Genomic DNA, 24,312 nt, shown 5'->3' with positions numbered 1-24,312 from the left:
ACGGGGATGACCGTGGGGGTCATGCGGCGACGCGGTGTTGGGCGAGCTTGTCCAGCATGACCTGGTTGGCTTCCCAGCCATCGGGGAATTTGGCCCGCACGGACAGGTGCACGGGGTCGGTCGAGGGGTGGCTGTCCAGAAGGTCGGCGATGCCCTCGCGGGCGACGACGATGCATGCCTGCCGGTGGCGGGAGGCGAGTACACACAGCCGCCCGGCCTCCAGGTGGAAGGCGGTGGCATCGCGGCGGCCGGACAGCGGGTGTACGACGATGACGACCTCGAACTCGCGGCCCTGCAGCCGGTTCGCGGTGTCCACCGCCACGCCCGGCGCGCTCGGGTTGCCGGTCCGGGCGAGCGCGGCCCGTACCAGGTCGGCCTGGTCCCGGTGGGCGACGCCGATGGCGATGTCACCGGCGTCCAGGGGCCGGCCGCCGCGGTGGCGCTCGCAGGTGGCGACCGCCCCGCGGTCCAGCAGCCGGCCGGCGAGGTTGGCGGCGGTCTGGATGGTCTCGGTGTCGGTGCGCGGGACATGACGGCGCGGCAGTTCGTGCAGGGCCCAGCCGGTGGTGAACGCCATCGCAAGGGTCTCGTCCAGGTCGGTGTTGCCGAACCCGGCGGTGCGGAACTCCAGGGCGCGGGTGTTGTCGCCGGTTCCGGCGGTGAAGTGGGTGAACGGGTAGAACGCCTGGGCGATGGTGGGGGCGGCCGATGACGGCAGGCGCCAGGACACCGGCAGCCGGCGCACGGGGATGTCCTGGTTGTGCTGGAGCATGACGCTGACGCCGTTCTGCGTCGGGTCGTGCGGCAGGCCGATCCAGCGCTCGGTGCCGACGACCGTGAAGGGATCCAGCTGGCCCGGGTCGCCGACGAACAGGCCCCGGTAGAAGCGTTCGACGATCTGCAGCAGCATGTCCGAACGCATCTGGTAGGACTCGTCCAGGATCGCCCAGCCGAACGTGGCGTCGCGGACGGTGGCCCACTTGGCGGCGGTGCCGACGATGATCCGGCATCCGGCCAGATCGTCCAGGGTGCGGCCGACGGTCGTGTTTGCCAAGGCGTTCAGGGCTGGGGGCGCGATGTAGCCGGTGGCACTCAGGCGGCCGACGGCGATGTCGGGATGCGTCGTGGCCAGACGCTCGACCAGGTCGTCGACCTGGTTGTTGGTCTGGGCGACGATGATCGGGCGTTCACCGCCGGCGGTGAGCTCCTGGGCGGCGCGGACCACCAGAGTGCTCTTGCCAGCGCCCGGCGGGGAGTCGACGACGACGGCCTGGTGACGCCCGTCGGCCATGTCGGCCAGGATCACCTCGGTGGCAGCGGCCGCGGCGGCGGCCGCGTCGGGCGTCGTGGTGGTGTCATTCATCATTGCCCCACTCCTCTGCGGCGGCGTCCTCGGGTACGGCGGAGTCGGTGCCGGGCCCCTCAGCGGCGGCACTGTGGGTCCACGGGGTGTGATCGGACGCCGGGAACTGCGGCGCCGGACGCCACCCCGGGTCGGGCAGGTAGGCGACGCGCTGATCCGGCTCCGGCACGGTGCCTGGCTTCGGGACGCGGCCGCGCCCCATTCCACCGGTGATCTCCACCATGACCAGCGTGGCGTCGCCGTCGCGGCGGGCGGAGACGATCACGGCCTTATGACCGGCCGGCATGGACGGGCTGATCAGCTTGGTGTCGGCGGCCAACCGCACGGGATCGTCGGTGCGGACAGTGATGAGAGGCCGTGGCACCCGCCTGTTCTTGTCCGTGGTGACCGTCCGGCCGGGTTCGGCCTCCACGACCGTCCCGGCGAATGCCTCCCCGGCGCTGCGCCGGTCGGCCAGCACGAACGGGTCGTCGAACGCCATGTCGGACTCGAATTCGGCCAGCGCGCGCTCCAGCCGGTCCAGCCGCTGGGCCGCGCCGATCGCGGTGTCCCGCCTGCGCTGCGGAGGGCCGCCGGAGTCCCGGTAGTCGGAGTAGCTGGTGAAGGCCGCGCAGTCGCGCTCGAAGCGCCTGGCGGTCCGTGGTGCCTCGGGCACGGAGCGCAGCAGCGATATGGCCTCCCAGGTCATGCGCCAGGTGGGCTGGATCTGTCCTGCGATCAGTTCTCGCAGGTCGGTCTCGGCGGCGGTCAGCGCAGGCAGGTCGCCGAGAGCGCGGGCTGTGTCGAACCGTTTGATTGCCGGTGCCAGGTCGCGATTGTCGAATTCCGGGGAGGTCGCCGGGCCCGCCGGGGGGCACACGTCGGGGTTCTCCGCGTCGGCCATGGCCTGCTCGACGCTCAGCCCGGCTGGGGGAGCGATCCAGGCCATCAGGGAGGCGAGGTTCTGGTCCTCCAGGGTGCTCTGGCCGGTGGCCCAGTGCTCGGCGAGCATCCCGGTGACGGGCAGCAGCGTGGAGGTGTCTGCCTGCTCGGCCCTGTCGACCAGGAACGTCAGCCACATGCCGAACTCCGGCACGACGTCCGGCACCGCGTGGAGACCGGACGTCGCGCGGAAGCGGCACATGCGTCCCAGATCGGCCAGGGCTTTGATGCCGCCGTGGTTGGGGACCAGAATCTGCGGCACGTCGGTGTACCGGGAACGCTCGCCTTCCCCGCGGCGGTCCTGACGGAAGGAGTCGATGTAGTCCATCACGATCCGGCCGAGCTCGGCGGCGAACGCGAACCTCTGGTCCCGGTTGCGGGGCTGCGCCACGACCAGCAGCGTCCCGTTCCTCTTGGCGGAGCCGACCATCGCGGCCAGGGGCGCCCCGGCCTCTCCGGCCATGGCCAGCGGAATGATCACCAGCGGCCGGCCCGACAGGCGGCGGTGCCGGAACGCGGTCCGGGGCACCGCCCGCATCGACTCCATCGCCTGTACATGCGCCAACGCCGACAGCATGCTCATGCCGCACCCCCGAGGTCTTCCAGTTCGGTGCGCAGTCGTGCGGCGTGCCGCAGGGCTGCGGCCATCTCGGTCTGGTCCCCGGTCGGCGTCAGCTGTCCGCGCGCCAGTCCCAGGACCATGGTCGTGGTGTCGATGCCGCCGAACTGCTCACGCACCGCCGGCCCGAGCACATCCAGTGAGGCCTCCGCGCGGGCGCGGGAACGGCAGTAGAACGCCATCTCGCAGTGGTTCAGGCAGTCCGGGCGATACGTCGCGGGCACCTGCTCCAGCGCATCGGTCAGCTCCTCGGCCGGGCGCCGGGGGCGGTTGTCCGCGTCCAGGGCGAGATCGAAAGTGAGTCCCTCGGGCAGCAGGTCCACCAGGTCGCCGATGCGCGCGATGCGGGCCAGCTGACGGGTCAGGGCAGCCACCTGCTTGCGGGCGTCGACGAACGCCGCGGTCGGGCGGTTGGTGAAGTCCTTCGGCGCGACCAGCACGACCGTGTCGGAGACGGCCTGCTCGTCGATGCCGGCCCGCGCGAGCAGGGCACGCAGCGCGATGATGTACGCGCACGCCTGCGTGGTCGCCGACCGCACCTGCGCAGGGTCGGCCTGCCCGTCGATGATCGGGAAGCTCTTGATCTCCACGATGTGGAAGCGGCCGTCGATGCGGAAGGCCACCAGGTCCGGTTCGAGGAACGCCTCGTCCCCGCCGACCTGGAGATGAAGCATCGGATGGTCGAACAGGGTGCCGTCCCCCGCCCCTCGGGCGGCCTGCAGCAGTACCTGCGTGGTGTGGTCACGGCGGGTCTTGCGATCGCCGTCGCCGCCGACATCGTTCAGGTCCTTGTACCCCACCTCCGGCAGCGTCAGCCCCAGGATCTCGCGCAGGACGCGCAGGAGCTCCGCGCAGCCGTTGTCCTTCACCATCGCCTCGAAGGCGTTGCCGCGGGCGAGGGCGAAGGAGGACTGACCGAACGGGGAGGGGTGGCCGGCGTGCGCGGCGATGGCAGCCTTGTCGGAGCCGGAGGCGTCCAGCAGGGCCCGCAGCGTGCAGCGAGGATTGTTCTCCAGGGCGGCCAGCGACCGGGCGTTGTAGGCCCGTGGCTTGGCGGATCCGCGCAGCGCGGCGAGGCGATCGTCGACTGTTGCTTTCACGGTCTGGTAGATCCTTGCGGGGGAGAAGGGACTGCTGAGGGACGGAGAGTCAGGCCCGGGCCCGCAGGTGCGTGACGCCCTGCAGGGGGGCGCCGAACAGCTGCTGGTCGTCCCGGAGTGACTTGCGGGCCCGCCGTGCGGCCTCGGCCCGGTCGGCGCGGTCCGCGTCGGTGTGCACGTCCAATTCGGCTTCGGCGGCGCTGATCACCTGCTGCGGGTCCAGCGCGCCCTCGTGCCCGGACGAACTCCTCGGCATCGCGTCGGGGATGTTCACGGCGAAGCGCCACAGCAGCCGCAGGGCCGCCGGGCTGGGCCCGCTCTTCGACTTGGCCGAGGCATGCACCGCCTCGGCGACGCGGAGCGCGCCGGTGAGGAAGTCGACGCGCGGCGACAGCGGGCCGATGAGGCGCTGCTCCAGCGTCCAGGTGCTGATGGTGAGCAGTGCCCGCACCGGTGTCAGCAGGTCGTGCGCCAGTGCCGGGCACAGGTAGTACGGCCGGGCGCCCGGGCTGGAGCGGTAGGAGCGCTCCTCGTCCCGGCGCAGGCTGGACAGCTTGGACGCGGACAGCTCGCCGGGGAAGAACGCCTCATGCACGCCGACGATCAGTTTGGGGGCGGCTGGGGTGCCGAGCAGCATCAGGGCCCGGTGGACGTGTTCGCGCGCCGGGAGCTGCGCCCCCCGGGCGGCCGGAGCCGCACCCGGCGCGAGGCGGGGCGGTGCGGTCGCCGGTTCGGCGCCGTCGATGAGGGCGTCCCAGGCCCGCTCAGCGCGGCGGAGCTGCATGCGCAGCTCGCCGGCGCGCTCGGCGTCACCGGCGGCGAACGCGTCGCGGATCGCGCGGCGCAGGGTGGCGATGCTCTTCTCCAGGGCGTCCAGCGGATCACTCATGGCGCAGACGCTACCAGAGTTCCAGAGTTCTCCAGACTTCTTCCTGAGATTCCGTGTACAGTCGGCGCCACCAATTTCCCGGCTGTGCATGCGCAGTTCGCGTCGGCACGCAGGCCGTTCTCCTGGAGGCACCCTCGTGATGGGACGCGTATTCCACACCTCCGACTGGCACCTGGGCCGCCAGATCGGACGCCATCGCCGCGACAGCGAGGTCGACGCCGTCCTGGACGAAATCATCGACATCGCCCGTGACTTCGCCCCCGACCTGATCGTGCACAGCGGCGACCTGTTCGACACCTCCCGGCCCGGCCTGGACGACCTGCGCCGCGCGGCGCAGGCGCTGCGCCGCCTCGGCGTGATCGCCCCTGTGGTCGTCGTCGCCGGCAACCACGACACCCGCAACGTCCTGGCCTTCCTGGAGTTCATCCTGAACGGCATGGGCGTCGGCGAAGGCCAACAGGCCCGGGTTCGCTTCGCCACCGATGCCCGCCCCGACGGGCTGCTGGTGGCCGACTACCCCGCCCAGGACGGGGAATTGACACTGCGCATCGGCGCACTGCCGTACCTGCACCCCAATCGGTTCGCCTACGACTTCGCCGACCCCGCCCTGACGACCGCGACCTACGCCGAGCGGCTGCGCACCGTCCAGGCCGACGTCTACCGCCGCCTCGCCGCAGGGCGCGGCGCCCAAGATGTCCTGGTCTTCGCCGCCCACCTGTTCGTCGAAGGGGCCCTTCCCTCCTACTCGGAGCGGAAGATCTCCATCGCCGAAGACTACGCGACAGCCGCCGCCGACCTGCCCGACGTCGCCTACGGCGCCCTCGGCCACATCCACAAACCGCAGCGCGTCCAGCGCGCCGGATACCCGGCCCACTACGCCGGCAGCCCCCTGCAGATGGACTTCGGCGAGAGCGGCGACACCAAGAGCGTGGTCCTGGCCGAGGTCGGCCCGACCGGCACGCCCCGCATCGAACTCGTTCCCCTGACCTCCGGCCGCCGCCTGGTCCGCCTGGAGGGCACCCTGGAAGAAATCGCGCAACGCGCCGGCCGGGTCAACGACGCCTGGGTGAAGGCGGTGGTGAACGTCGAGGTCCCCGACCCGTTCCTGCCGGACACACTGGCCAAGATGCTGCCGCGGGCAACACTCGTCGCCGTCGACGAACGCCGCGCCGGGGCCACCGAGAGCGTGCCGGAGCAGCGGCAGACCTCCACCGACACCGAACTGCCCGGCATCGAAGAGCTGCTGCGCGACTACCTGCCCGGCCGCGGAACCACCGGCCTGGCCCTGGACCGTGCCATGACCGCCCTCGCACATCTGCAAGCCGAACCCGACCTGGACGACCCGGCACCGTGCTGCGAGGAGACCCTGCTGACCGCGGCCATCGACGGCCGCCCTCTCGACAGCCTCGACCGCTCAGGCCTGCTGTCCGGCACCGACACCACTGCAGCGGAGACGACGCGATGAAGCCCCTGACTCTCACCCTCAACGGATTCCGCAGCTACCCCAGCCAGGTCACGGTCGACTTCACTGGCCGGGGCCTGGTCGGCGTCCTCGGTGACACCGGAGCCGGCAAAAGCAGCCTGCTCGACGGCATCACCTATGCCCTGTTCCGCAAAAGTTCCTGGAACGCCAACAGCCCGGGGCAGCTCATCGCCGACGGCGCAAAGGCCATGAGTGTCGACCTCACCTTCCTGCACGAGGGACAACGCTGGCACGTCCACCGCACCATGCATGCCACCAACGCGAACGCCGGCCGACACCATCTGAAGAACCTCGACACCGGCGAGGAGACAGACAACGCTGGCGCCGTCGACGCCCGCCTCAAAGCGGTACTGCAGATGAGTTACGAGACGTTCCTGCGCGTGGGGCTGCTCCCGCAGGGCAAGTTCGACCAGCTCCTCATCGCGGCCCCCAAGGAACGCGGCAAGCTGCTGCGGGAACTGTTCGGTGCCGAGTCGCTGGAGTCCATCCAGCGGGTGGCGGCCCGCCAGCGTGAGACGCTCAAGGGCCTCCTGGCGGGCGCCGAGGCCAAGCGCGCGTCCATGCCGGACGCCCCCGAGCAGACCGCCGAAGAAGCCGGCGCGGCCGCCGAGCAGGCTGAAGCCCGCGCCGAACGCCTGAAGGAGGCCATCGGCCGCATCACCCAGCTGCAGAAGGAAGTAGCCACGGCCCAGGCTGCCACTGAGGGGGCCACCGCCGCCGCGCACACGCTCTCCACGCGCACCGTGGCCGACGCGGGCCCCACCCTCAAGGCCCTCGAACCGGTCGCCGCCGACATCGCCGCACGACGCGAGGCCCTGAACCTTGAGGCCACACGTGCCGCAGAACAGGAAAGCAGCCTGACGGACGCGATCGCCGCAGCGGACGCGGAAGGCGAAGGCCAAGACGCCCTCAGCAAAGCCGCAGTGATTCTCGAAACCCTCGCAGCGGACGCCGAAGAGCTCCGAGGCGAACGCGACCGGCTCGCCCAGCAGAGCGAACAACTCGCAGGCGAAGGCGAGGCCATCACCCGCGCCGAAGCTGAACTCGCCGAACGCACCGCCCGGATAGACCCGTTGGCGCAGCAGGCGCGTGCCGCCGCCCAAACGGCCAAGCGCGTGCGCCAGAAGGCCGCCCATGCCCGCACCCAACTGACCGCGGCCCTCGCAGCAGCCAGCCGCCTCGCCAGCGCCGTCCGCGGCCAGACCACCGCGGCGAGCCGGCACCAAGCCGCTCAAGAAACCTGCGCTGAAAAGCAAGAGGCACACGCCGCAGCAGAAAAGGACCTCGCTGCCGCCCAGATGCGCGTGGACACGCTGCAACAACGCGACCAGGCCGCCGCGATCGCCGCTGAATTGCACGACGGCGACGACTGCCCCGTCTGCCGCCAACAACTCCCGGACGGCTTCGAACCGGCATCCGGGACCGATTCCGCCGAGCTGGCCGAGGCAAGAACCCAACTCACCCAGGCGACCAGGACACAGAGGGCCGCCGCCGACCAGCTCGCCCAGGCCCGCGCCGCCGTGACAGCGGCCGAAACAGCCATCCGCGACCGAGACACGGACCATCGCACGGCACAGCAGGCCGCGCGCGAAGCCACGGCCAAGGCGGAGCGCGCCTTCAGCGATCTCACGACCACGGCCACCGCAGGTCACGACTTCGACAGCGAGACGGTATCGGCGACGCTGATCGCCATCACCGCCGCCCAGACCACCCCCGACGACGGAGCCGACCACCGCGAGGAGCTCCTCGAGCGGGACGCCGCACCGATCATTGAAGCGATCACCGCATGCGAACAGGCAGCCGAAGGTCATGCCGAGCACCTGCAGACCGACGTGCACCGCCGCACCGCCCTGATCGACACGGACCGTGCGACGCTCACAGAACGCAAGAACTCCTACCAACGCGCCGTCGACGACCAGCAGACCGCCCTCACGGCACACATCCGCGCCATCGGCAAGATCAGCCGCGCTCTGACCGCGCTGCCCCCGCGGATCCGGGCCACGCTGCCCGGCGATGCGATCGAGGTGACCGACGACGCAGCGTCGACCGCACTCGCCGCCGTGACCGCCCGGCAGGCCGCACTCCAAAGCCTATTCGACCAGCGGGAAACAGCACGGCAGAAGAAGTCTGCCGTACTCGGCGGGCAGCACGCCCTCGACGAGGAGGACCGCACCCGTGTGGACCGCCCGCTGAATGAGCTGCGCGGCAACCTGGATGCCTGGGCACAAGCCGTCACCGACGCGGTCACGCACCTCGACGCAGCCGACGTGTTCCCCGTACCCCAGGCCCCCGCCGCGCCCGGGATCTGCGCCACCCGCCGGTTCGCCGCCGAACTGGCCACGGCCACAGCGGCGTTGGACGGCCGGCTTGCCGAGCGCGCCGACGCGTCCGCCCAGCGAGCAGCGGCCGCGACGGAGAGTCTGCGGGGCCAGACGGCCAAGCTCGCCGACGTTGACGGGTTCGACCCCGCCGCCGATTTGACGGCAGCAGACGCCCTGCACCCCCTCGTCATGGCCACAGCACAGGCGGACCTGGAGGCCAAGGAACAGCGTCAGAAGCAACAGAGCGCACAGGACATGATCAAGCCGGCCGCCGACCTGGACTTCGCCATCACCGCCGGCCGCGCCCGGTCCGAGGCGCTGGACGTGCTGCGCCGTGAACTGGTCGACGCCAAGTTCCTGGGCCACCTCACGATGCTGCGCACCCGCGCGCTGCGCGACGTCGCCAGCGAACTGCTCGGCCAGATGACCGACGGCCGATTCGGCTTCGCCGACAGCTTCGACATCGTCAGCCGCACCTCCGGGGTCATCCACCCCCCGAACCGGCTGTCCGGCGGGGAGAAGTTCCAGGCCTCACTCGCTCTGGCGCTGGCACTGGCCGAACTGCATTCCCGCAGCGGCTCGAGCCTGGGCTCCCTGTTCCTCGACGAAGGTTTCGCCGCACTCGATGCGGCTGCACTGGATGCGGCCCTGGAGGTACTGCGCGCGCGAGCCGGCGGCGACCGCCTCGTCATGGTGATCAGCCATCTGCACGCCGTTGCCGAGGCCGTCGACGAGGTGCTGTGGGTGGAGCGGGGCGCCACCGGGTCCAGCACACGCTGGCTGACCCCGGCCGAACGCGACGACCTCGTGCAAGCCGACCTGGCCAGCGGCCTGCAGACACTGGCGCAGTAGTGGTGCCGACGGGCCGGGGCGGATCCGGGAACGGCGCAAGGCCCCCTGGTCCGCTAGCACCCCGAGGGGCCACCCTCATCTTGATCACGTGACGGCAGTTCATAGGGCGGGGAGGAAACTGGATGTCTGAAGCGGGACTTCACGGCCGCGACACGCTGGGACTGGCAACTCGTGTGAAGGCACTCGCGGTCGCCGACCCCGTCCTAGACCTGGAACGCCGCAAGCCCCTGCTCGCCTCACGCGAGTGGACCGGCTACCAAATGGAGGAACTGGCTCTCACCGCCATCGACACCGTCACACTGAAGATGGACTTCGACGACGGTGCACGACACGAGGACATCGTGGCCGCCGTGGCACGCATCGCAGGGCTTCAGATGCCGCAGCGCGACCGCGACGAACATACCGCCGTAGCCCGCTGGGTCCTCGACAGCCTGCTGAACGTCGGCACCGTCGACCGCGACTTCAGCCACCTCTACGGCATCGTCTCCCACAGCACCTACACCGCGCAGACCTTCTCCTTCAAGCTGCTGCGCGAAGTTCCAGGACCCGACGGACGGCCACGCCTGCGCGCCTCCAACGAAGCGATCGCGGTGCTCGTCGGCGCGGTGGACCTCGACATCGCCTCCGAACAGGTCGCCGCCGACGCCAAGCTCGAAGCCTTGGTGCGACGAGGACGGCTGACTGACGCCCACCGCGCCGCGGAGATGGCGCTGCGCCGCACCGTGCAATACACCGAGCACATCCGCACCCGGCTGGAAGGCATGCGCCGGGACATCCGCTCGGTGGACTGGGTCCGTGACGTACAGCGCATGCAGACCGAAGCGCTGGAACACATCGAGGACCGCATCAACGCCGAAAACACCATCAAGGACAACCTGGTCCGGATGATGGAAAACAGCACCGAAGACACCACCCCAACCCAGGCCGCCGAGCTGATCGCAATCCTCGAGGAGTGCCTGCGCAGACACGCATCCCTGCAGGCGAACCTCCAGGAAGTAGGCGAACGGTTCCGCGCCGAACAAGAACGCCAGAGTTTCGTGCCGCCCCCCAGCCGGGCCCACGTCGACCTCGAACGCCAGCTGCTCGAACCGGCCCTGCAACTGCCGGTACGGCAGGCGCTTCCGCTGCTCGGCACGTTCGCGACGGCGGCGACCCCGCCGCACCGCCCGGCGATCATCTACCTCCCGGACCTGATCACCGCACTGATGACGCCGCCGGCCGAACCCGACGGCGACGACAGTCTGATCATCGAGCCCGAATTCGGCGACGCAGAAGACACCGCCACCTTCTCCGACGAGCAGTACACGGCCGTCGCCTCACTGCTGAAACGCACTGACACCGACGGCATCCGCCTGTCCGAGCTTTTGAACGCAGCACGACAGCACGGCACATCGGCCGGACGGGACAACCTCGACCATCTGCTGGCCCTGCACGTACTGGGCCTGTTCGGTGCCCCGCGCCACGACCCCGAGCGCGGCACAGTGCTGGCAGCCCTGGCCGACGACCGCGAACTGGATGACGACCGGTTCGCCGGTCACGACCTCCTGGTCGTCCACAGCCCGGCAGTCTCTGCCTTGCCGACCGACAACGGCCTCGAGGAGGGCGCGGCGTGAACAACGTCAATGACACGGCCGCCGTCAGCCGGCTGCTCGCCTTCGGTTTCCAACCCGGACTGACCCCCCGCCGCAACGCCGAGTACGCCGCGCTGGTAGACCGCTGCCGCACCGACCAGGAGTTCGCCCAGCTCCTGCACGCCGCCGCACGCGGCTTCGACCTGACGGTGATCGCCGTCGACTCACGGGCCGGACTGGTGCTCGGGGCGACCGCCGAAACCCAGTTCGCGGTCAGCGTCACCGACCACATCAGCAAACCCGCCGACCGTCCGATCGCGGCACTGGCCCACTTGGCCATCGCCGCGCTCGCCTACTATCGCCCCGAAGATCTGGACGACCCAGCCCACGTCGGCCGCGTCACCGTCCGCCACGTCGACGTGATGGTCGAGCAGGCCGCCAAGGAACTGGAACGCCAAGCCGCCGAAGCCGGTACCGACGACGGAGTTCCCGCTGACCATCCGGACCTGATCCAGCTGTGGCGCTACTACCAGCGACGCAACCCCGTCTCCTCCACCGGGGATGACCGCGCCCACTCCAAAAGCAGGCACGCCCTCATCAAGCGGGTCGCCGAATACCTCGCCGACAACGGAATGCTGCGGCGCGCGGGCAAGGAGAACGGCGGAACCTACACCACCACGGCCCGCTACCAGATCCAGGTACGGGAGCTGGCCGGACAGCAGATGCTCGGCCAGCTGGCCGAGCTCGGGATCACCGTGGGACCGGACGGCCGACCCGCCTTCAGCAGCCCACAGCCCGACGCCGCCCCCGCAACGCCCCTGACCGCAGCCGAGCCAGGAGACTGATCCGGCCATGTACGAGCTGAACCGCGTCCGCCTGTACAACATCGGCCCAACCGGGGCCCGTTACGGCGACGTCCTGCTGGACCTGTCCGAGGGCGGCTCACCGATCCCCGTCAGCACTCTCATCCCAGCGGCCGGCCAGCTGTTCCGGCGCCCCGCACCGGCGACACTGCTCGTGCTGGAGAACGGCGGCGGGAAGTCCGTGCTGATCCGGATGCTGTTGTCCACGGTGCTGCCCGAGCGGCAGTCCCGTAAAGGCCGTGAGGCACTGCGCGCGTACGTGGTGTCCGCGGCAGCCCCTTCCCACGTGGTCCTGGAATGGGTTCATGCCCGCACCGGTGAAACGCTGGTGACCGGACAGGTACTGACCCCGGCCACGGACGGCACCGTGGAGCGGACGTTCTATTCGCTCAGCCCCAACGCCGAGACGACCCTGGCCACGCTGCCCTTCGCCGAGAGCGGGCGCCGGTTGCGGATGAACGCCTACCAGGACGCGCTCAGACGGCTGGACTCCGGTGACAAAACACTCCGCCTGGAGATCGAAAAACGGCAGGGGGAGTGGGAGAAACACCTGCGGCGGCTCGGCCTGGAGCCGGACCTGTTCGCAGTCCAGCAGGCGATGAACGTCGATGAGGGAGACGCGGCCGAGGCGTTCAAGACCACCACCGGTCGGCAGTTCACGCAGTGGCTGCTGAGCAAGGCGGTGGACGCCGAGGACTTCACCGAACTGGGTGACGCCTTCGGCGCCTATGCCAAAAACATCGGCCGACGCGAGCAACTCCTGCTGGATCGCGACTTCTCCACCGCCACGGCCACAGCCGCCGAACACCTGGCCCGCCGGCGTACCGAGCAGAGGACGGCAGCCGAACAGGCCCACCTAGCCGCGAAGGCGCTGGCACAACTCGCGGCACAGGTGGGCACATCCGTCCAGCACGCGGACGAGGCACTGCGCGCACTGCGCGAAGACTCCGCTATGGCGAAGGAGAACGCCGCACAACAGCAGCAGACCCGCGACAAGGCCGACCTGCTCCACAAAGAGGTGCGACGTCAGGCCCTGGTGCTGCGTCGCGACGCGGCCCACTCCCAGGCCGTCCAGGCAGAAGAACAACTGGCCAAGGAACGCAGAGAACTGGCCGCCTGGGCCGTCGTCCCCACGGTATTGAAAGCCGCCACCGCACACGAGAAGTACCGGGTCGCCAGCGAGCTGCTGGACGATGCCGAACTGGCCGCGGGAGCTGCCCGGCTCCGCCGCGACCAGGCCGGTGCCCGGTTCGCCGGGGCCCTGCACCACAGCAGGCAGCAGTGCGCGGAGAAGGCCGACCGCCTGGATCGCAAGAGCGCCCACAGCAAGACAGAGGCAGCCGACGCGCAACGCGGCGCGGCCGAGGGGGAGGAGCAGGCCACCGCACGCACCGTCCGAGCCGAACTCCTCGGCCAGCACGTAGAGCGCGTGGACTCTCGTCTTGCTCAGGCCCGGCAGGCTGGTCTGATCGCCGAAGATGAATCCGTGGCCGTGGCCGACGCCCGCCTGCGTGCCCGGGCTACCGACAGCAAGATCCAGGCGACGCGTGAACGCGAGGAGTACCGGAGGCTCGAGCAAGAAACCCGCCGGCTCGACGGGGTCGCGAATCAGCTGATCGAGCCCGAGGTCAAGGCCCGGCAGGCGAGGGAGACCGCGATACGGGCGGTCGAGGACACCCAGCGTGCCGCGGCAGAACTTGCCGCCCAGAAGCTGTTGCGTGAACTCGCCGAACTCGACAATGACGAGGACGTACCCGGCGGCGACCCCGCGCAGTGGCTGGAAGACAACGCGTCCTGGCTGCGCAACCTGGTCGCCGCGGCGCAAGCATCGGCCGGCCAGCAGCTGGACGCGCTGCGAGCCGACGACCGGGCGGACCAGCGGCTGATCGAAGCCCTCACCGTTGAGGACGAGGCCCTCATGCCGCCGCGCCAGGCCGTCGAGGACCTGCTCGAGCTGCTGGCCGAGCACCGGATCACTGCGACCGCGGGCTGGAGGGCTCTGGAACAGCTGGTAAACCCCCGCCTGCACGCCGCATCCATCCAAGCCCACCCTGCACTGGTCGACGGCATCGTGGTGCCTGACCAGGAAACCCTGCAGCGGGCGCGGACCCTGCTCACACAGATGCCGCAACTGCCGGCCGCGGCCGTACTCGTCTCCACGCGCGAACCACTGGAAGCAGAACCGCCCCAGCCGAGCAACGGATTCGTCGTGGAGCCGACCCCCGCCCTACACGACTCCCAGGCCGCCGGCCAGCTGCGCGAACAGGCCGCAGCACGGATCGAAGAACGCCGCCGAGCCCTGAACGAATGTGCCGAACGCCAGGCAGTAGCCTTCCAGTTGGAAGTACAGCTCACCCACTGGTTGCGCGACCACCCAGCGGGACACATCGAGCAACTACGCTCCTTTGCGAACACCCAATCAGCCGCGGCCACCGACGCCAAGGCCGCCCTTGACTCCGCCCGCGACGCCTGCCTGCAAGCCGCCAACATCCTGGCCGCGCATACCACCACCGTCCAGGACGCCGAACAAGCCGCCCTGGAGACCGCCCGCACCGCCGACTCCTTCCAACTGCTCGCCCAAGAGGCCGCCGACGCCGACACAAACCGCGCAGAGATCGAGACACTTCAAACCGAGGCCGCAGCACATCGCACCGCAGCCCAGGAACTGAGCGAGGCAGCTGACCGACTGCGCGACCAGGCTACCGAATACGCGGTGCAAGCCGAGTCGCTCCGCCGTGACGCCGCCGCCTACGCCGCCCGGCTGGACAAGGTCGTCTACGGAGACCAGCCCCTCACCCTCAATCCCGGGCAACACGATGTGGCCGCACTGGAGATCGCCTACCACCAAGCGGCGGAGGGCTTCCGTGCCGTGGAAGTCGGCGAGGACCTACGCCAGCGCGTAGAGGAGGCACAGAAGGAAACAACCGACCGGGATGCCGAACTACGCAGTGAACCGGCCGAGATCGTGACCCGGGCCAAAGCACTGGCAGCATCCGCAGAAGCCGGCAGCGCCGAAACCATCGAGGCCACGAAACGGCGGCTTGGCCGCACCGTGCGCAGCCTGGAGGTTCAGTACCGCAATCTGAGCAAGCACAGCGGCCAACTGGAAGCAGACGCAACACGCGCCGGTCAGCCCAGCGGGAAGCCCTGGACCAGTCTCGATGCCGACTGGACCCCCTCAAACCCCGCCGAAGGAGCGCAGCTCACCGAACGGGCAGCCTCCGCGCTGCAGGACGCAGAAGCCCTGCTCAAGACAGCCGCGGAGACGCAACGGGCCACCGAACGCAAACTCCGCACCAGCGAAGCCGCGGCACGCGAGATGACCGTCGTCCACCGCAGCCTCACCACCGCCACCCGCAGGCTGGAACTACCACCCAGCGCCGCCCCGTTCACCGGAACCGCCGACGAAGCACAGCAGACCGCCGACGAGGCAATACAGACCCACAGCACCACAACCGAGCAACTGCACGAAGCAGACCAGGCCGTCAACGAAGCCGTCGCGCAGTTCCGCGAAGCGGCCAACCAGAACCGATTCGCCAATCTCAAGGCGCCGATCTACCAACAACTCACGGAGATCGATACCACGTCGCTGATCGAGCGCGCCGGCCAGTGGACGATTCAACTCACAGGCCGGGCCGCAAGCTTGACCACCGACCTGGAAGACTCCGAACGCCATCGCAACCTGCTGATCGACCAGCTCAAACACCACACCAACCAGGCCCTGGCCCTGCTCGAAAAGGCCGAGCGGCTCTCCCGCCTGCCTGAAGGCGCCGGGGCATGGGCCAAACAGAGAATCCTGAAGATCGGCTTCAGCACGCCGGAACCGCAGATCCTTGCCGTACGGATCGCCGAGACCCTCGACGAGAACGCCCGCACCCAGCCCCACCTGCCCGGCCGCGACCTGGTACTGCGGTGCGTTGGCGCCGCGGTCCCACGCGACTTCAAGGTGGAGATCCTCAAGCCCGACGCCGCCGGCCGCGCCGAATACGCATCCATCAGCGACATGAGCAAAGTGTTCTCCGGCGGCCAGGAACTCACCGGCGCGATCATGCTGTACTGCACCCTTGCCGCACTCCGCGCCAGCACACGGACCGGAGCCCGCGCCACCAACCGCCTGGGCGGAATGCTGGTCCTGGACAACCCAATCGGCAAAGCGAACGCCGACTACCTGCTGAGCCTGCAAATGAACATGGCCTCCGCACTCGGCGTCCAACTGATCTACACCACCGGGAACATGGAAGACCGCGTGCTGGCCACGTTCCCCCTGTGTATTCGGCTGCGCAACGACACCGACCAACGCACCGGGACACGCCATCTGCACGTCACCGACCACATCGCACACGAAACAACGCCGGACGAAGGCGGCGCCACCGGCCAAGTCCACGCCGCACGACTGCTGGTGAAACCACGCGCCTCCCATGCCCCGCTCGAAAACAGCGACGCATGGCAGGAAAACCACCACGACCAGATGGCCACCGACCAGTGACCACCAACCGAGACGACACGAAGCCCGAACAGCAACCGCTGACCCCCTCAGCAGCCTGCCTGGCAACCACCCTGACCTCGAGGACGGAACACCGCGTCGAACAGGCCACGATCCTCGACGCCTTCACCCAGGCCTGCCCCGAGACAGCCGGCACCACCCAAAGCCGCCCCGTCCTGTCTGCCCTGCTCGACGAACTCGCCGACCACCACCTGATCGAACTGCCGCGCACACATGACGGATGGGACAACACACAGCCACCACTGCCACGCTGGCTCCGTCTCCCCGCTCCACCCAAGGCCACAGAACCCAGACCAACACGCACGGCACCCCTCATGTGGCGCCGGGAGCTCTCCTGGGCAAGCACCCTCAAACTGACCACCGCCCAGACCGAGACCCTCAAGACGATCAACCGCTGGCTGCGCGACACCGACGGGGACACCCACCGGAGGGCCGTGATCCCCATGCGTGAACGCTCCCTGGAAATCTTCGGCGACGAAAAGCGTCTTGACGCACTCACCACCAGCACGCTGTTCGCACCCGGACGCCTCACCCTGGCCACCCTGTTCACCGAGCGGATCCCACCACCCCTGGCCTATGAACACCTCGGGGACGGCGGCACCGTCCTGGTGATCGAGAACAGCGACACCTTCGCAACCGTCAGCACCCTGCTCGCCCAAGACCCCGCCCGCGTCGGCTACGTGGCCTTCGGCGGCGGCCACGCCTTCGAGGCTTCCGTCACCCGCATCGCGAACCTCAAAGGCGTGACGGACATCGCCTACTACGGTGATCTCGACGATGACGGCCTCACCATCCCCCAGCGAGCCAACGCATCAGGCACAGCATCAGGACTCCCGCCCATCCGACCCGCCCTCGGCCTCTACCAGCTCCTTCTCAAGCAAAATATCCAAGGACCGGCCCCGAAACGAGTCGACCCCCTTGCCGCCCAACGGCGCGTCTCCTGGCTGCCCGAACCCCTCCGCCACCCAGCGGCCAACATCCTCACCACCGGGAACCGGCTCGCCCAAGAAGCCACAGGAACAACACTCCTCCAGCAGGACCGCTCATGGCGCGACGACCTGTAATAGAACAGCGGCCACCCGCGCACACAGCCAAGCCCCCCGGTGACCGGGCATCAAACCGGCCATCCGCAAGACGCACCGCCGACCTGCTTACACTCCCCACGCCACACAACCCGCCCCACCGCATCTCACCGACAGCACTGCCACCTAAAGGGGATGCGACTGCACTGAACTGCCCCGAGTTTCGTAGAGTCCGGTGATCTTGTTTCAAGCGGACTGCGGGGCTTGCTCCTGGCTCCGCCAGAAAGCTTCCTCGTACTCGGCCGGCGGCACGTAGTCGAGCGCGGAGTGCAGACGCTCTTCGTTGTACCACGTGACCCACTGGAAGATCGCCCGCTCAACCTGGTCGACGTCCTTCCAGGGACCTTGCATCTCGATCAGCTCAGCCTTGAAGGTGCCGTTCAGGGCCTCGGCCATCGCGTTGTCATAGCTGTCCGCGACGGAGCCGACCGACGCGGAGGCGCCGAAGTCGGCGAGCCGGTCGGTGTACCGAATTGATACGTATTGCGACCCGCGGTCGCTGTGATGAATGAGGCCGGAGTCCTTCTTGATCCTCCGTCTCCACAGCGCCATCTCCAGTGCGTCCAACGGGAGCTCGGTCCGCATGTGGTTCGCGACCTGCCAGCCGACGATCATCCGCGAGTACACGTCCAGGACGAACGCCACGTATGCCCAGCCCGACCACGTGCGGACATACGTCATGTCCGCCACCCACAGCTGGTCGGGCCGGGAGGCAGTGAAGTCGCGGTCGACCAGGTCCGGCGGGCGGGGCGCCGACGGCTCGGGCACGGTGGTCCTGCGGCGTTGCCCGCGGATGACGCCCTCCAGGCCCAGTTCACGCATCAGCCGTTCGACCGTGCAGCGGGCCACATCGACGCCCTTGCGCCGCAGCGCGCGGGTGATCCGGCGGGCGCCGTAGGTGCCGCCTGACTCGGCATGGACCTGCTCGATCAGGGGCATGAGCTGCTCGTCCCGCAGCCGGCGGGACGACTTCGGCCGCTTCTTGCGGGCGTAGTAAGCCGACTCGGACCAGCCGAGCACCCGGCATACGGGCCCGACCCCGAAGCCGCTGTCCTTCAGGCTGTCGATCACCTGGTCGGCCTCGTCCGGGGACGGTCGAGCTCCTGGGCAAAAAGCGCACTCGCCGCTTTGAGGATCTCGTTCGCTCGCCTCAACTCCGCTACCTCTTTGCGGAGTTGCTTCAGCTCTTCCCGCTCGACGCTGGTCAGCCGGTCATCGCGTTCACCGCTGTCCGCCTCAGCCTGGCGGACCCAGCCGCGCAGGGCCTCCTTATGGATGCCCAGGTCCTTCGCGACATGCGCGATCGGACGGCCGGTGGTGCGGACCTCGCGCACGGCCCGCTCACGGAGCTCGTCTGGGTACTTACGTGGTGCTGGCACTGCTCGTGGTTCTCCTTCGGGCCAGGATCATAAGCCTGGCTTCAGGGACTCCACGAAACCGGGGGCAGCTCACACCCATGTCCTCCGCCGAGCTCGAGCTGCGCCCGCATCAAAAGGCCGCCGTCACGGCAGCCACCCGCACCCTGCAAACGCACCCGCGGGCCAGCATCGACAGCATCTGCGCACGCCCCCTCCTGGAACGGATCCGGGTCCCGCGCACCGGCCTCGGCCGCCCCGCTCCAGACCCGACCAGGTGGTTGCCGACAAAGCCCACAGATCTCGCGCCCACCTGCGACGACGCGGCATCACGTGCACCATCCCAAGAAGAATGACCCAGCGACACCGCCACAACCGTGGCCGCAACGGAGGCCGGCCACCGGCACATCTACCGCCGACGCAACGTCGTCGAACGCTCCTTCAATAACGAAGGAAGAGCCGAGGCATTTCCTCTGGTTCGTAGACGTCAGACCGCTAGGGTCCCTTCGAAACACCCAATGCACTCGGGGTCGTGGTTCGAGAGTCACCGGGCACGCCCGTCCGTGCCCGCCACCCGGTCTGCGTCGCGACCAGCTGATCCGCTTCGAAAGCGCGGCCCCTTCTCCGAAGGCTGCGGCGAGGTGCATGCGTCCTGCCTCGGCCTTTCTGCGGCGCGCCATCATCCCGGCGAGGAAGCGGTATGCCATCGGCTGTGCGTCAGGCCTCCACGTCGATCCCGTAGTCGGTGGCCAGACCCGCCAGCCCGCTGTCGTAACCCTGTCCGACCGCGCGGGCCCTCCAACCGCCCGTACGGCGGTAGAGCTCCACCGCGACGGCCACCGTCTCCCGCCCGGTGAACGCGGGCGGCACGAAGGACAGCCGGGTGCCGGAAGGCTGGGTGATTTGTGCTTCCCACACGGTGTCCTGGCCGAAGACTGCGCCGGGCGGGCCCTCGGAATCGACGCTGACGACGATGGCGATGCTGCCGACGCTCTCCGGGATGATGCTCAGCTCGGCAGTGGCGGCGCCGCCGTTGACGCGGACCCCATCCTGGAAGGGGTGGTTGTAGAAGACCAGGTCGTCATCACTGCGAACTCTGCCGCTGCTGGTGAGGAGTACCGCGGACACGTCCACGGGCACGCCGGAGGCAGTGATGCGGATGGTGGCCTCTTCGGTTGCCAGGGGCGCATTGGCTCCCTTGGCCAGCATCTGCTGTCCGCCGTCCCGAGGGCGGACCATCGCGGTCGAGCTGACAGCGGGGGAGGGGCTCCGGCCCGGTGGAGGGCTGATGCCGGTGAGCGCAGCGAGAGCCTGCTGGAGATGAGGCCAGCCTTCTGCTTCCCCGCCGGGCCAGGGCCAGGGTAGACGCTGGGTCCCGAACTGCTTGGCCGTCGGGGGCTGTCCGAGGGCTTCCTGCAGTTGCAGGTAGCGCAGGCTTTCGGTGGCCAGGCGGCCAAGCTGCCACTGCCGCTGGGTCTCCTCCGGCCTGTTCAACCACGTGTTGTGGTCGACAGGCTTACCCCCCAGCGCCTGATACACCCACCGGGCCACGTCATAGCCGTCACCTGTCACCAGACGAGCAGGCCGCTCCTGCTCGGACGGTGCCGGCTCGCCGATGGCCGTGTACAGCGCCCCCAGGTCGCCGCCGGTCCAGTGGTTGGCGGCTTCCGTGGCGAACCGGGAGAACTGGATGAGTGTGGGCGGCTTCCCTTTGGCAGCGACGTGCCGGTGGAGCTGGTGCGCGACGTTCTCCAGCTCGGAGCGCCACCGGTGCTGCAGGTAGGTCTCGAGGTGCTGTTCGGCCCAGGCACGCCGGTACCGGGTGATGAGGTCCCGCACTCCTTCGAAGCCCTTGCGGCGCGTGCGGCGGCCCATGCCAGAGGTGAAGATCACCTGACCGTACGGAGTCTCGACCGCACTGCTTGTGCTGTCGGTGATGTCCTCCTCCGGACCCAGCATCTGTTCCGCAGCATCCAGCTCACGGAAGAAGGACGTGTCGACGGGGCAGCTCGCCGCGCGCAGGGCTGCCAAAGACTTGCTGTAGTAGCGGTCGGCGCGGCCCAGGGTGGTGCGGGAGTACGGCCCTTCGCACACGAACCAGGCGGTCAGACCCACCCCGTGCCAGAACTCGCCCGCCGGACCCAGCGCATCGGCCATGATCTGGTGCGGCCGCGGATTGCTGACGATACGGCCGGGATACCGCTGCAGCGTCACTGTGGCCCACAGCCGCCCGACCTCCTCGAGGACGTCGACGGGCAGACACTGCTGGTACAGCTGAGGGGTGAAACCCTGCTCTGTACGGGACAGGATCATCAGTTCCTGGTCGACCAGGCCCCACAAGGACGGCATCCCCGGCGACTGGACGGCGTGCGCCTGGTCGAAACCCGCCCACCAGCTACGCAGTGCAGCAGTCCGCTCCTCCACCGGGGACACCGAACTGCCCCCGCCGAGGAAGGCGGCCAGCATGGCCTGAACCTCGGTTTCCGCGATGCCCGCCTCGGCAGCCACGCCGGCTGCCTGGGCGGACGTGCCCACATACAGACGGGGCTCGGGAAGAGCAGTGATGATCTCCTCGTCCGGGTGGGCGGGAACCTGGAGATAGTCCAAAGCGGCCAGCCAGTCGCCCCCGAAGTACGCGGAGACGACCGGCTGCAGTTCTTTGGTGAGCACCCGGCGCGCCAGGGCCGTGCCGGCCTTGGCCTTCTTGGCGAAGCCGGCCATCAAGGCCTGGAGCCGCTGGATGCGGTGACGAGCGACAAGCTCCGCGAGGTCGGCAGCGGCGAGGATATCCAGCAGCTCCAGCCGGGCCTGCTGCTGTCCCGCACGGTCCAGCGTGTGCCAGCCGCCGCCGAAGCGGAAAGCCTCCAGTGCACCGTCCTCGATGCCCAGGAGCCGGTAGCGCTCTTCGATCACCGTCCAGAACCGCTGCTGATGCGTGGGCGGGAAGATGTCTCCCGCCGCTCGTAGCCGGACGGGCTGAAGCAGTGTCTCGAACAACGGCACCAGCAGCGCCCACAGCAGGATGGTGTCCGCGCCCTTCACGGCGGTGAGCCGGGCGGTCTCCTCGGCGGCCAGTGTCAGAGCATGGCCGGGGTGCTCACGCAGCAGATACGGCAGATTGACCGCCCCCGCCTTCACGGACAGCTTCGTCGGCAGGTACCACGCGCCGCGCTTCTGCTGCTCCTGGACGCTGAAGAAGCTGGCACACAGGGCTGCTTCTGCTTGGGTGAGGGCCGTCACCTCGGCGGTGTCAGGGGTGTGGCGTCCTCGGCCGGGGGTGATGGTGGCCACCGGCTGTCCGGCCAGGGCAGCGCCAAGCAGTCTGGCCGCCAGTGCGTCGAGCTCAGCGAACCGTTGATGCTGTCCGGCCGCCGCCTCCAGGCGGAGGGCTTCTCCGGGGTCGGCCTGGGTGGCCGGATGCCACCAGTACGACGAGTCACGTGCCACCGGTCAGCCTCCGCATGTAGTCGACGAACTGCTCGAACGGGACCGGGGAGGGGGTGCTCTGTGCGTAGACGGCGTAGCGCTGGGCCAGCAGCTGCCGCTCCCGCTCCGCCCGCCGTGCCTCCACCCGGTCCACGCCGTGGATCACACGCTCCTCGACCCGGCCCCGCTCGTACAGCACGAACGCGTCCATCCCGCCCTCACCCGCCGGGCCGGTCCCGTCCGGGGCACCGTCACGGCCGTCGAGAACGCTCTCCAGCATGCTGGCGTCGATCAGCGGAGCCTCGAGCAGGACCGCGGGGTCCATGTCGTTGTCCGCACACAGAGCCTTCAAATGCTCCTCCAGGCCGAGCTCTGTGTGGCAGACCATGTCCAGGTACTGCTGGTCAGGGGCGAGATGGGGGTGGCGCAGGACGCGGACGCCGCGGCCGACGAACTGGTAGAACTCGCCGAAGCTGCCGTACGGCCGCAACGGTACGACGACGGTGATGGGAGGGAAGTCGTAGCCCTGGCCGAGCATCCGCAATTGCACGATGCCCTCAAGGTCCCCCGCCTCCGACTCGAACCGGCGCCGTGTCGCGGCGATCGCCGAGGCCGGCATGCTGTGGTGCAGCGTGGCGCAGGCGATGCCGTGCTCCTCAGCGATCCGCGCGATCTGCTCGGCGTGGGCCTGGCCCATCGCCGCGAACAGCACCCGCGGCCTGACCGGGGCCAGCAGCTTGGCCTGCGCATCCAGACACGCCCGCGTCACCGCCATCACCTGCCGGATCGGCGCCTCGGACTGCGCGGTGATCCGCGCCAGCTTCCGCTCGTCCCCCAGCACACGCAGCAGGGCATCACGGCCCACGACCTGCTCGCGCCGCCCATCCGGCCACACCGCCTCATACACCGTCGACGCCGTCTCGGGAGCGAACCGGTGCACCCGCAGGTTCTTCGCGGAGCCGTCCGCGACGGAGTCCACCAGCCGGTAGCGATAGACGACGTCTGCGTCGATCGGTCTGCCGTCCAGTCGTGTGAAGCATGCCGACATCAACAGCGTGCGCGCCTGCGGGAAATGTGCGAACAGCCGCTGGTAGGAATCGCTGGCCGCGATGTGCGCCTCGTCGACCACGATGAAGTCGACGTCCTCCGACTCCAGCTTCGCCAGCAGGTCCCCGCTCTTGTCCTCCGTGCCCAGTGCGTGGAAGTTCGTGACCACGATGTCCGCGGCCAGCAGCCGCTCGCGGCCGACCCGGCTGATCTGCTCCTCGTCTGCATCCAGCACCAGCGTTGCTGGCGGGCGGGTGCCGGGCAGTATCGGCCCGCCCGCCAGCCCGTACAGCACATTGCCCGGCGCCCCCGCATCAAGTGCCGACGCGAAGGTGCCGCGGATCACCGACCCCGGAGTCACCACCAGCGCCCGCCGCCTGGTGAACGACAGCGCCGCCGCCACGCCCAGGGCCGTCTTGCCGGCCCCGACCGCCATCACCGTGGCCGCATGCCGGCCGCCACCGGCGTAGTAGTTCGCCAGCGCGGCCAGCGCCTCGTCCTGGCAGGACCGCAGTGGCCCCCGGTCGACCCGGTCCCGCACCTCGTCGAAGTAGGCGCTCTCCGGTGCCGGCCCGACGGGCCCCGTGCCGCGGGGCGGGCCGGCGGCACGCATCGGGTTGCCGGCCATGTCCGGAACCTCGACGATCGGCACCGCTGTCACCAGCGCGGCGAGCTCCGGATCGCGCCGCAGCATCGCCTGCAGCTGGGCCACGCAGCGCGCCGTGTCCGTGCGCACCGCATCGTAGGAGAACCGCAGCACCGTCAGGCCGGTGGCGGCCAGGTCGTTCTGCCGCAGCCGGTCGTAGGTGAATGCTGCCCGATCGCTGTGGAACGCGAAGCCGTCCAGCTCGACGGCCAGCTGCAGCGTCTGGCCCACGATCAGGTGGGGGCTTCCCCTGAAGCGTGGACACCGTTT

13 protein-coding genes are annotated in these 24,312 nt (G+C 69.3%); 6 read left to right on the top strand and 7 right to left on the bottom strand.

From position 1 onward, the window contains the following. Window positions 1-19: 19 nt before the first annotated feature. The 4 genes from ACVW19_RS34155 to ACVW19_RS34140 are packed head-to-tail and all read right to left on the bottom strand — an operon-like array spanning window position 20 to window position 4,892. Entirely contained in the window at window positions 20-1,366 is a 1,347-nt protein-coding gene (locus tag ACVW19_RS34155; RefSeq protein ID WP_457464953.1) for an AAA domain-containing protein, read from the bottom strand. Continuing rightward, the gene (locus ACVW19_RS34150; RefSeq protein ID WP_457464951.1) at window positions 1,356-2,867 is read right to left on the bottom strand and encodes a hypothetical protein; all 1,512 of its coding nucleotides are present in this window, start codon (window positions 2,865-2,867) and stop codon (window positions 1,356-1,358) included. The genes ACVW19_RS34155 and ACVW19_RS34150 overlap by 11 nt, the downstream gene beginning before the upstream one ends. Next, window positions 2,864-4,003: a hypothetical protein gene (locus ACVW19_RS34145; RefSeq protein ID WP_457464949.1), complete on the bottom strand. Its 1,140-nt coding sequence runs from the start codon at window positions 4,001-4,003 to the stop codon at window positions 2,864-2,866. The genes ACVW19_RS34150 and ACVW19_RS34145 overlap by 4 nt, the downstream gene beginning before the upstream one ends. 49 nt (window positions 4,004-4,052) lie before the next feature. Then, the gene (locus tag ACVW19_RS34140; protein ID WP_457464947.1) at window positions 4,053-4,892 is read right to left on the bottom strand and encodes a hypothetical protein; all 840 of its coding nucleotides are present in this window, start codon (window positions 4,890-4,892) and stop codon (window positions 4,053-4,055) included. A 139-nt stretch (window positions 4,893-5,031) separates the two neighbouring features. Between ACVW19_RS34140 and ACVW19_RS34135 the strand changes: the two genes are divergently transcribed. From ACVW19_RS34135 to ACVW19_RS34110, 6 genes are all read left to right on the top strand, one after another. Further along, the gene (locus tag ACVW19_RS34135; RefSeq protein WP_457464945.1) at window positions 5,032-6,357 is read left to right on the top strand and encodes a metallophosphoesterase family protein; all 1,326 of its coding nucleotides are present in this window, start codon (window positions 5,032-5,034) and stop codon (window positions 6,355-6,357) included. Next, entirely contained in the window at window positions 6,354-9,548 is a 3,195-nt protein-coding gene (locus tag ACVW19_RS34130) for an AAA family ATPase (protein WP_457464944.1), read from the top strand. Before ACVW19_RS34135 ends, ACVW19_RS34130 begins: the two co-directional genes overlap by 4 nt. 260 nt (window positions 9,549-9,808) lie before the next feature. Then, window positions 9,809-11,161: a hypothetical protein gene (locus tag ACVW19_RS34125; protein WP_457464942.1), complete on the top strand. Its 1,353-nt coding sequence runs from the start codon at window positions 9,809-9,811 to the stop codon at window positions 11,159-11,161. Beyond that, the gene (locus tag ACVW19_RS34120; RefSeq protein WP_457464940.1) at window positions 11,158-11,964 is read left to right on the top strand and encodes a hypothetical protein; all 807 of its coding nucleotides are present in this window, start codon (window positions 11,158-11,160) and stop codon (window positions 11,962-11,964) included. The genes ACVW19_RS34125 and ACVW19_RS34120 overlap by 4 nt, the downstream gene beginning before the upstream one ends. Before the next feature lie 7 nt (window positions 11,965-11,971). After that, the gene (locus tag ACVW19_RS34115) at window positions 11,972-16,468 is read left to right on the top strand and encodes a hypothetical protein (RefSeq protein ID WP_457464939.1); all 4,497 of its coding nucleotides are present in this window, start codon (window positions 11,972-11,974) and stop codon (window positions 16,466-16,468) included. Continuing rightward, window positions 16,465-17,550: a Wadjet anti-phage system protein JetD domain-containing protein gene (locus tag ACVW19_RS34110; protein ID WP_343240692.1), complete on the top strand. Its 1,086-nt coding sequence runs from the start codon at window positions 16,465-16,467 to the stop codon at window positions 17,548-17,550. The genes ACVW19_RS34115 and ACVW19_RS34110 overlap by 4 nt, the downstream gene beginning before the upstream one ends. A 204-nt stretch (window positions 17,551-17,754) precedes the next feature. On the opposite strand, the gene ACVW19_RS34105 is transcribed toward ACVW19_RS34110, so the two are convergent. From ACVW19_RS34105 to ACVW19_RS34095, 3 genes are all read right to left on the bottom strand, one after another. Beyond that, window positions 17,755-18,947 (bottom strand): IS3 family transposase gene (locus ACVW19_RS34105; RefSeq protein WP_457464937.1). Its coding sequence is split into 2 segments (ribosomal slippage): window positions 17,755-18,683 and window positions 18,683-18,947, totalling 1,194 coding nucleotides; the frame shifts between segments, so codons are not numbered across the junction. A gap of 693 nt (window positions 18,948-19,640) precedes the next feature. Beyond that, window positions 19,641-22,370 (bottom strand): TerD family protein, encoded by a 2,730-nt coding sequence (locus ACVW19_RS34100; RefSeq protein ID WP_457464935.1) that lies wholly within the window; start codon window positions 22,368-22,370, stop codon window positions 19,641-19,643. Then, on the bottom strand, window positions 22,360-24,273 hold the full coding sequence (locus ACVW19_RS34095) for a DEAD/DEAH box helicase family protein (protein WP_457464933.1): 1,914 nt from the start codon (window positions 24,271-24,273) through the stop codon (window positions 22,360-22,362). Before ACVW19_RS34095 ends, ACVW19_RS34100 begins: the two co-directional genes overlap by 11 nt. Window positions 24,274-24,312: the final 39 nt, after the last annotated feature.

It is taken from the genome of Streptomyces sp. TE5632 (assembly GCF_054061295.1).
Note: the sequence above shows the minus strand (reverse complement) of the source record. Positions and strands in the feature narration are given on the sequence as shown.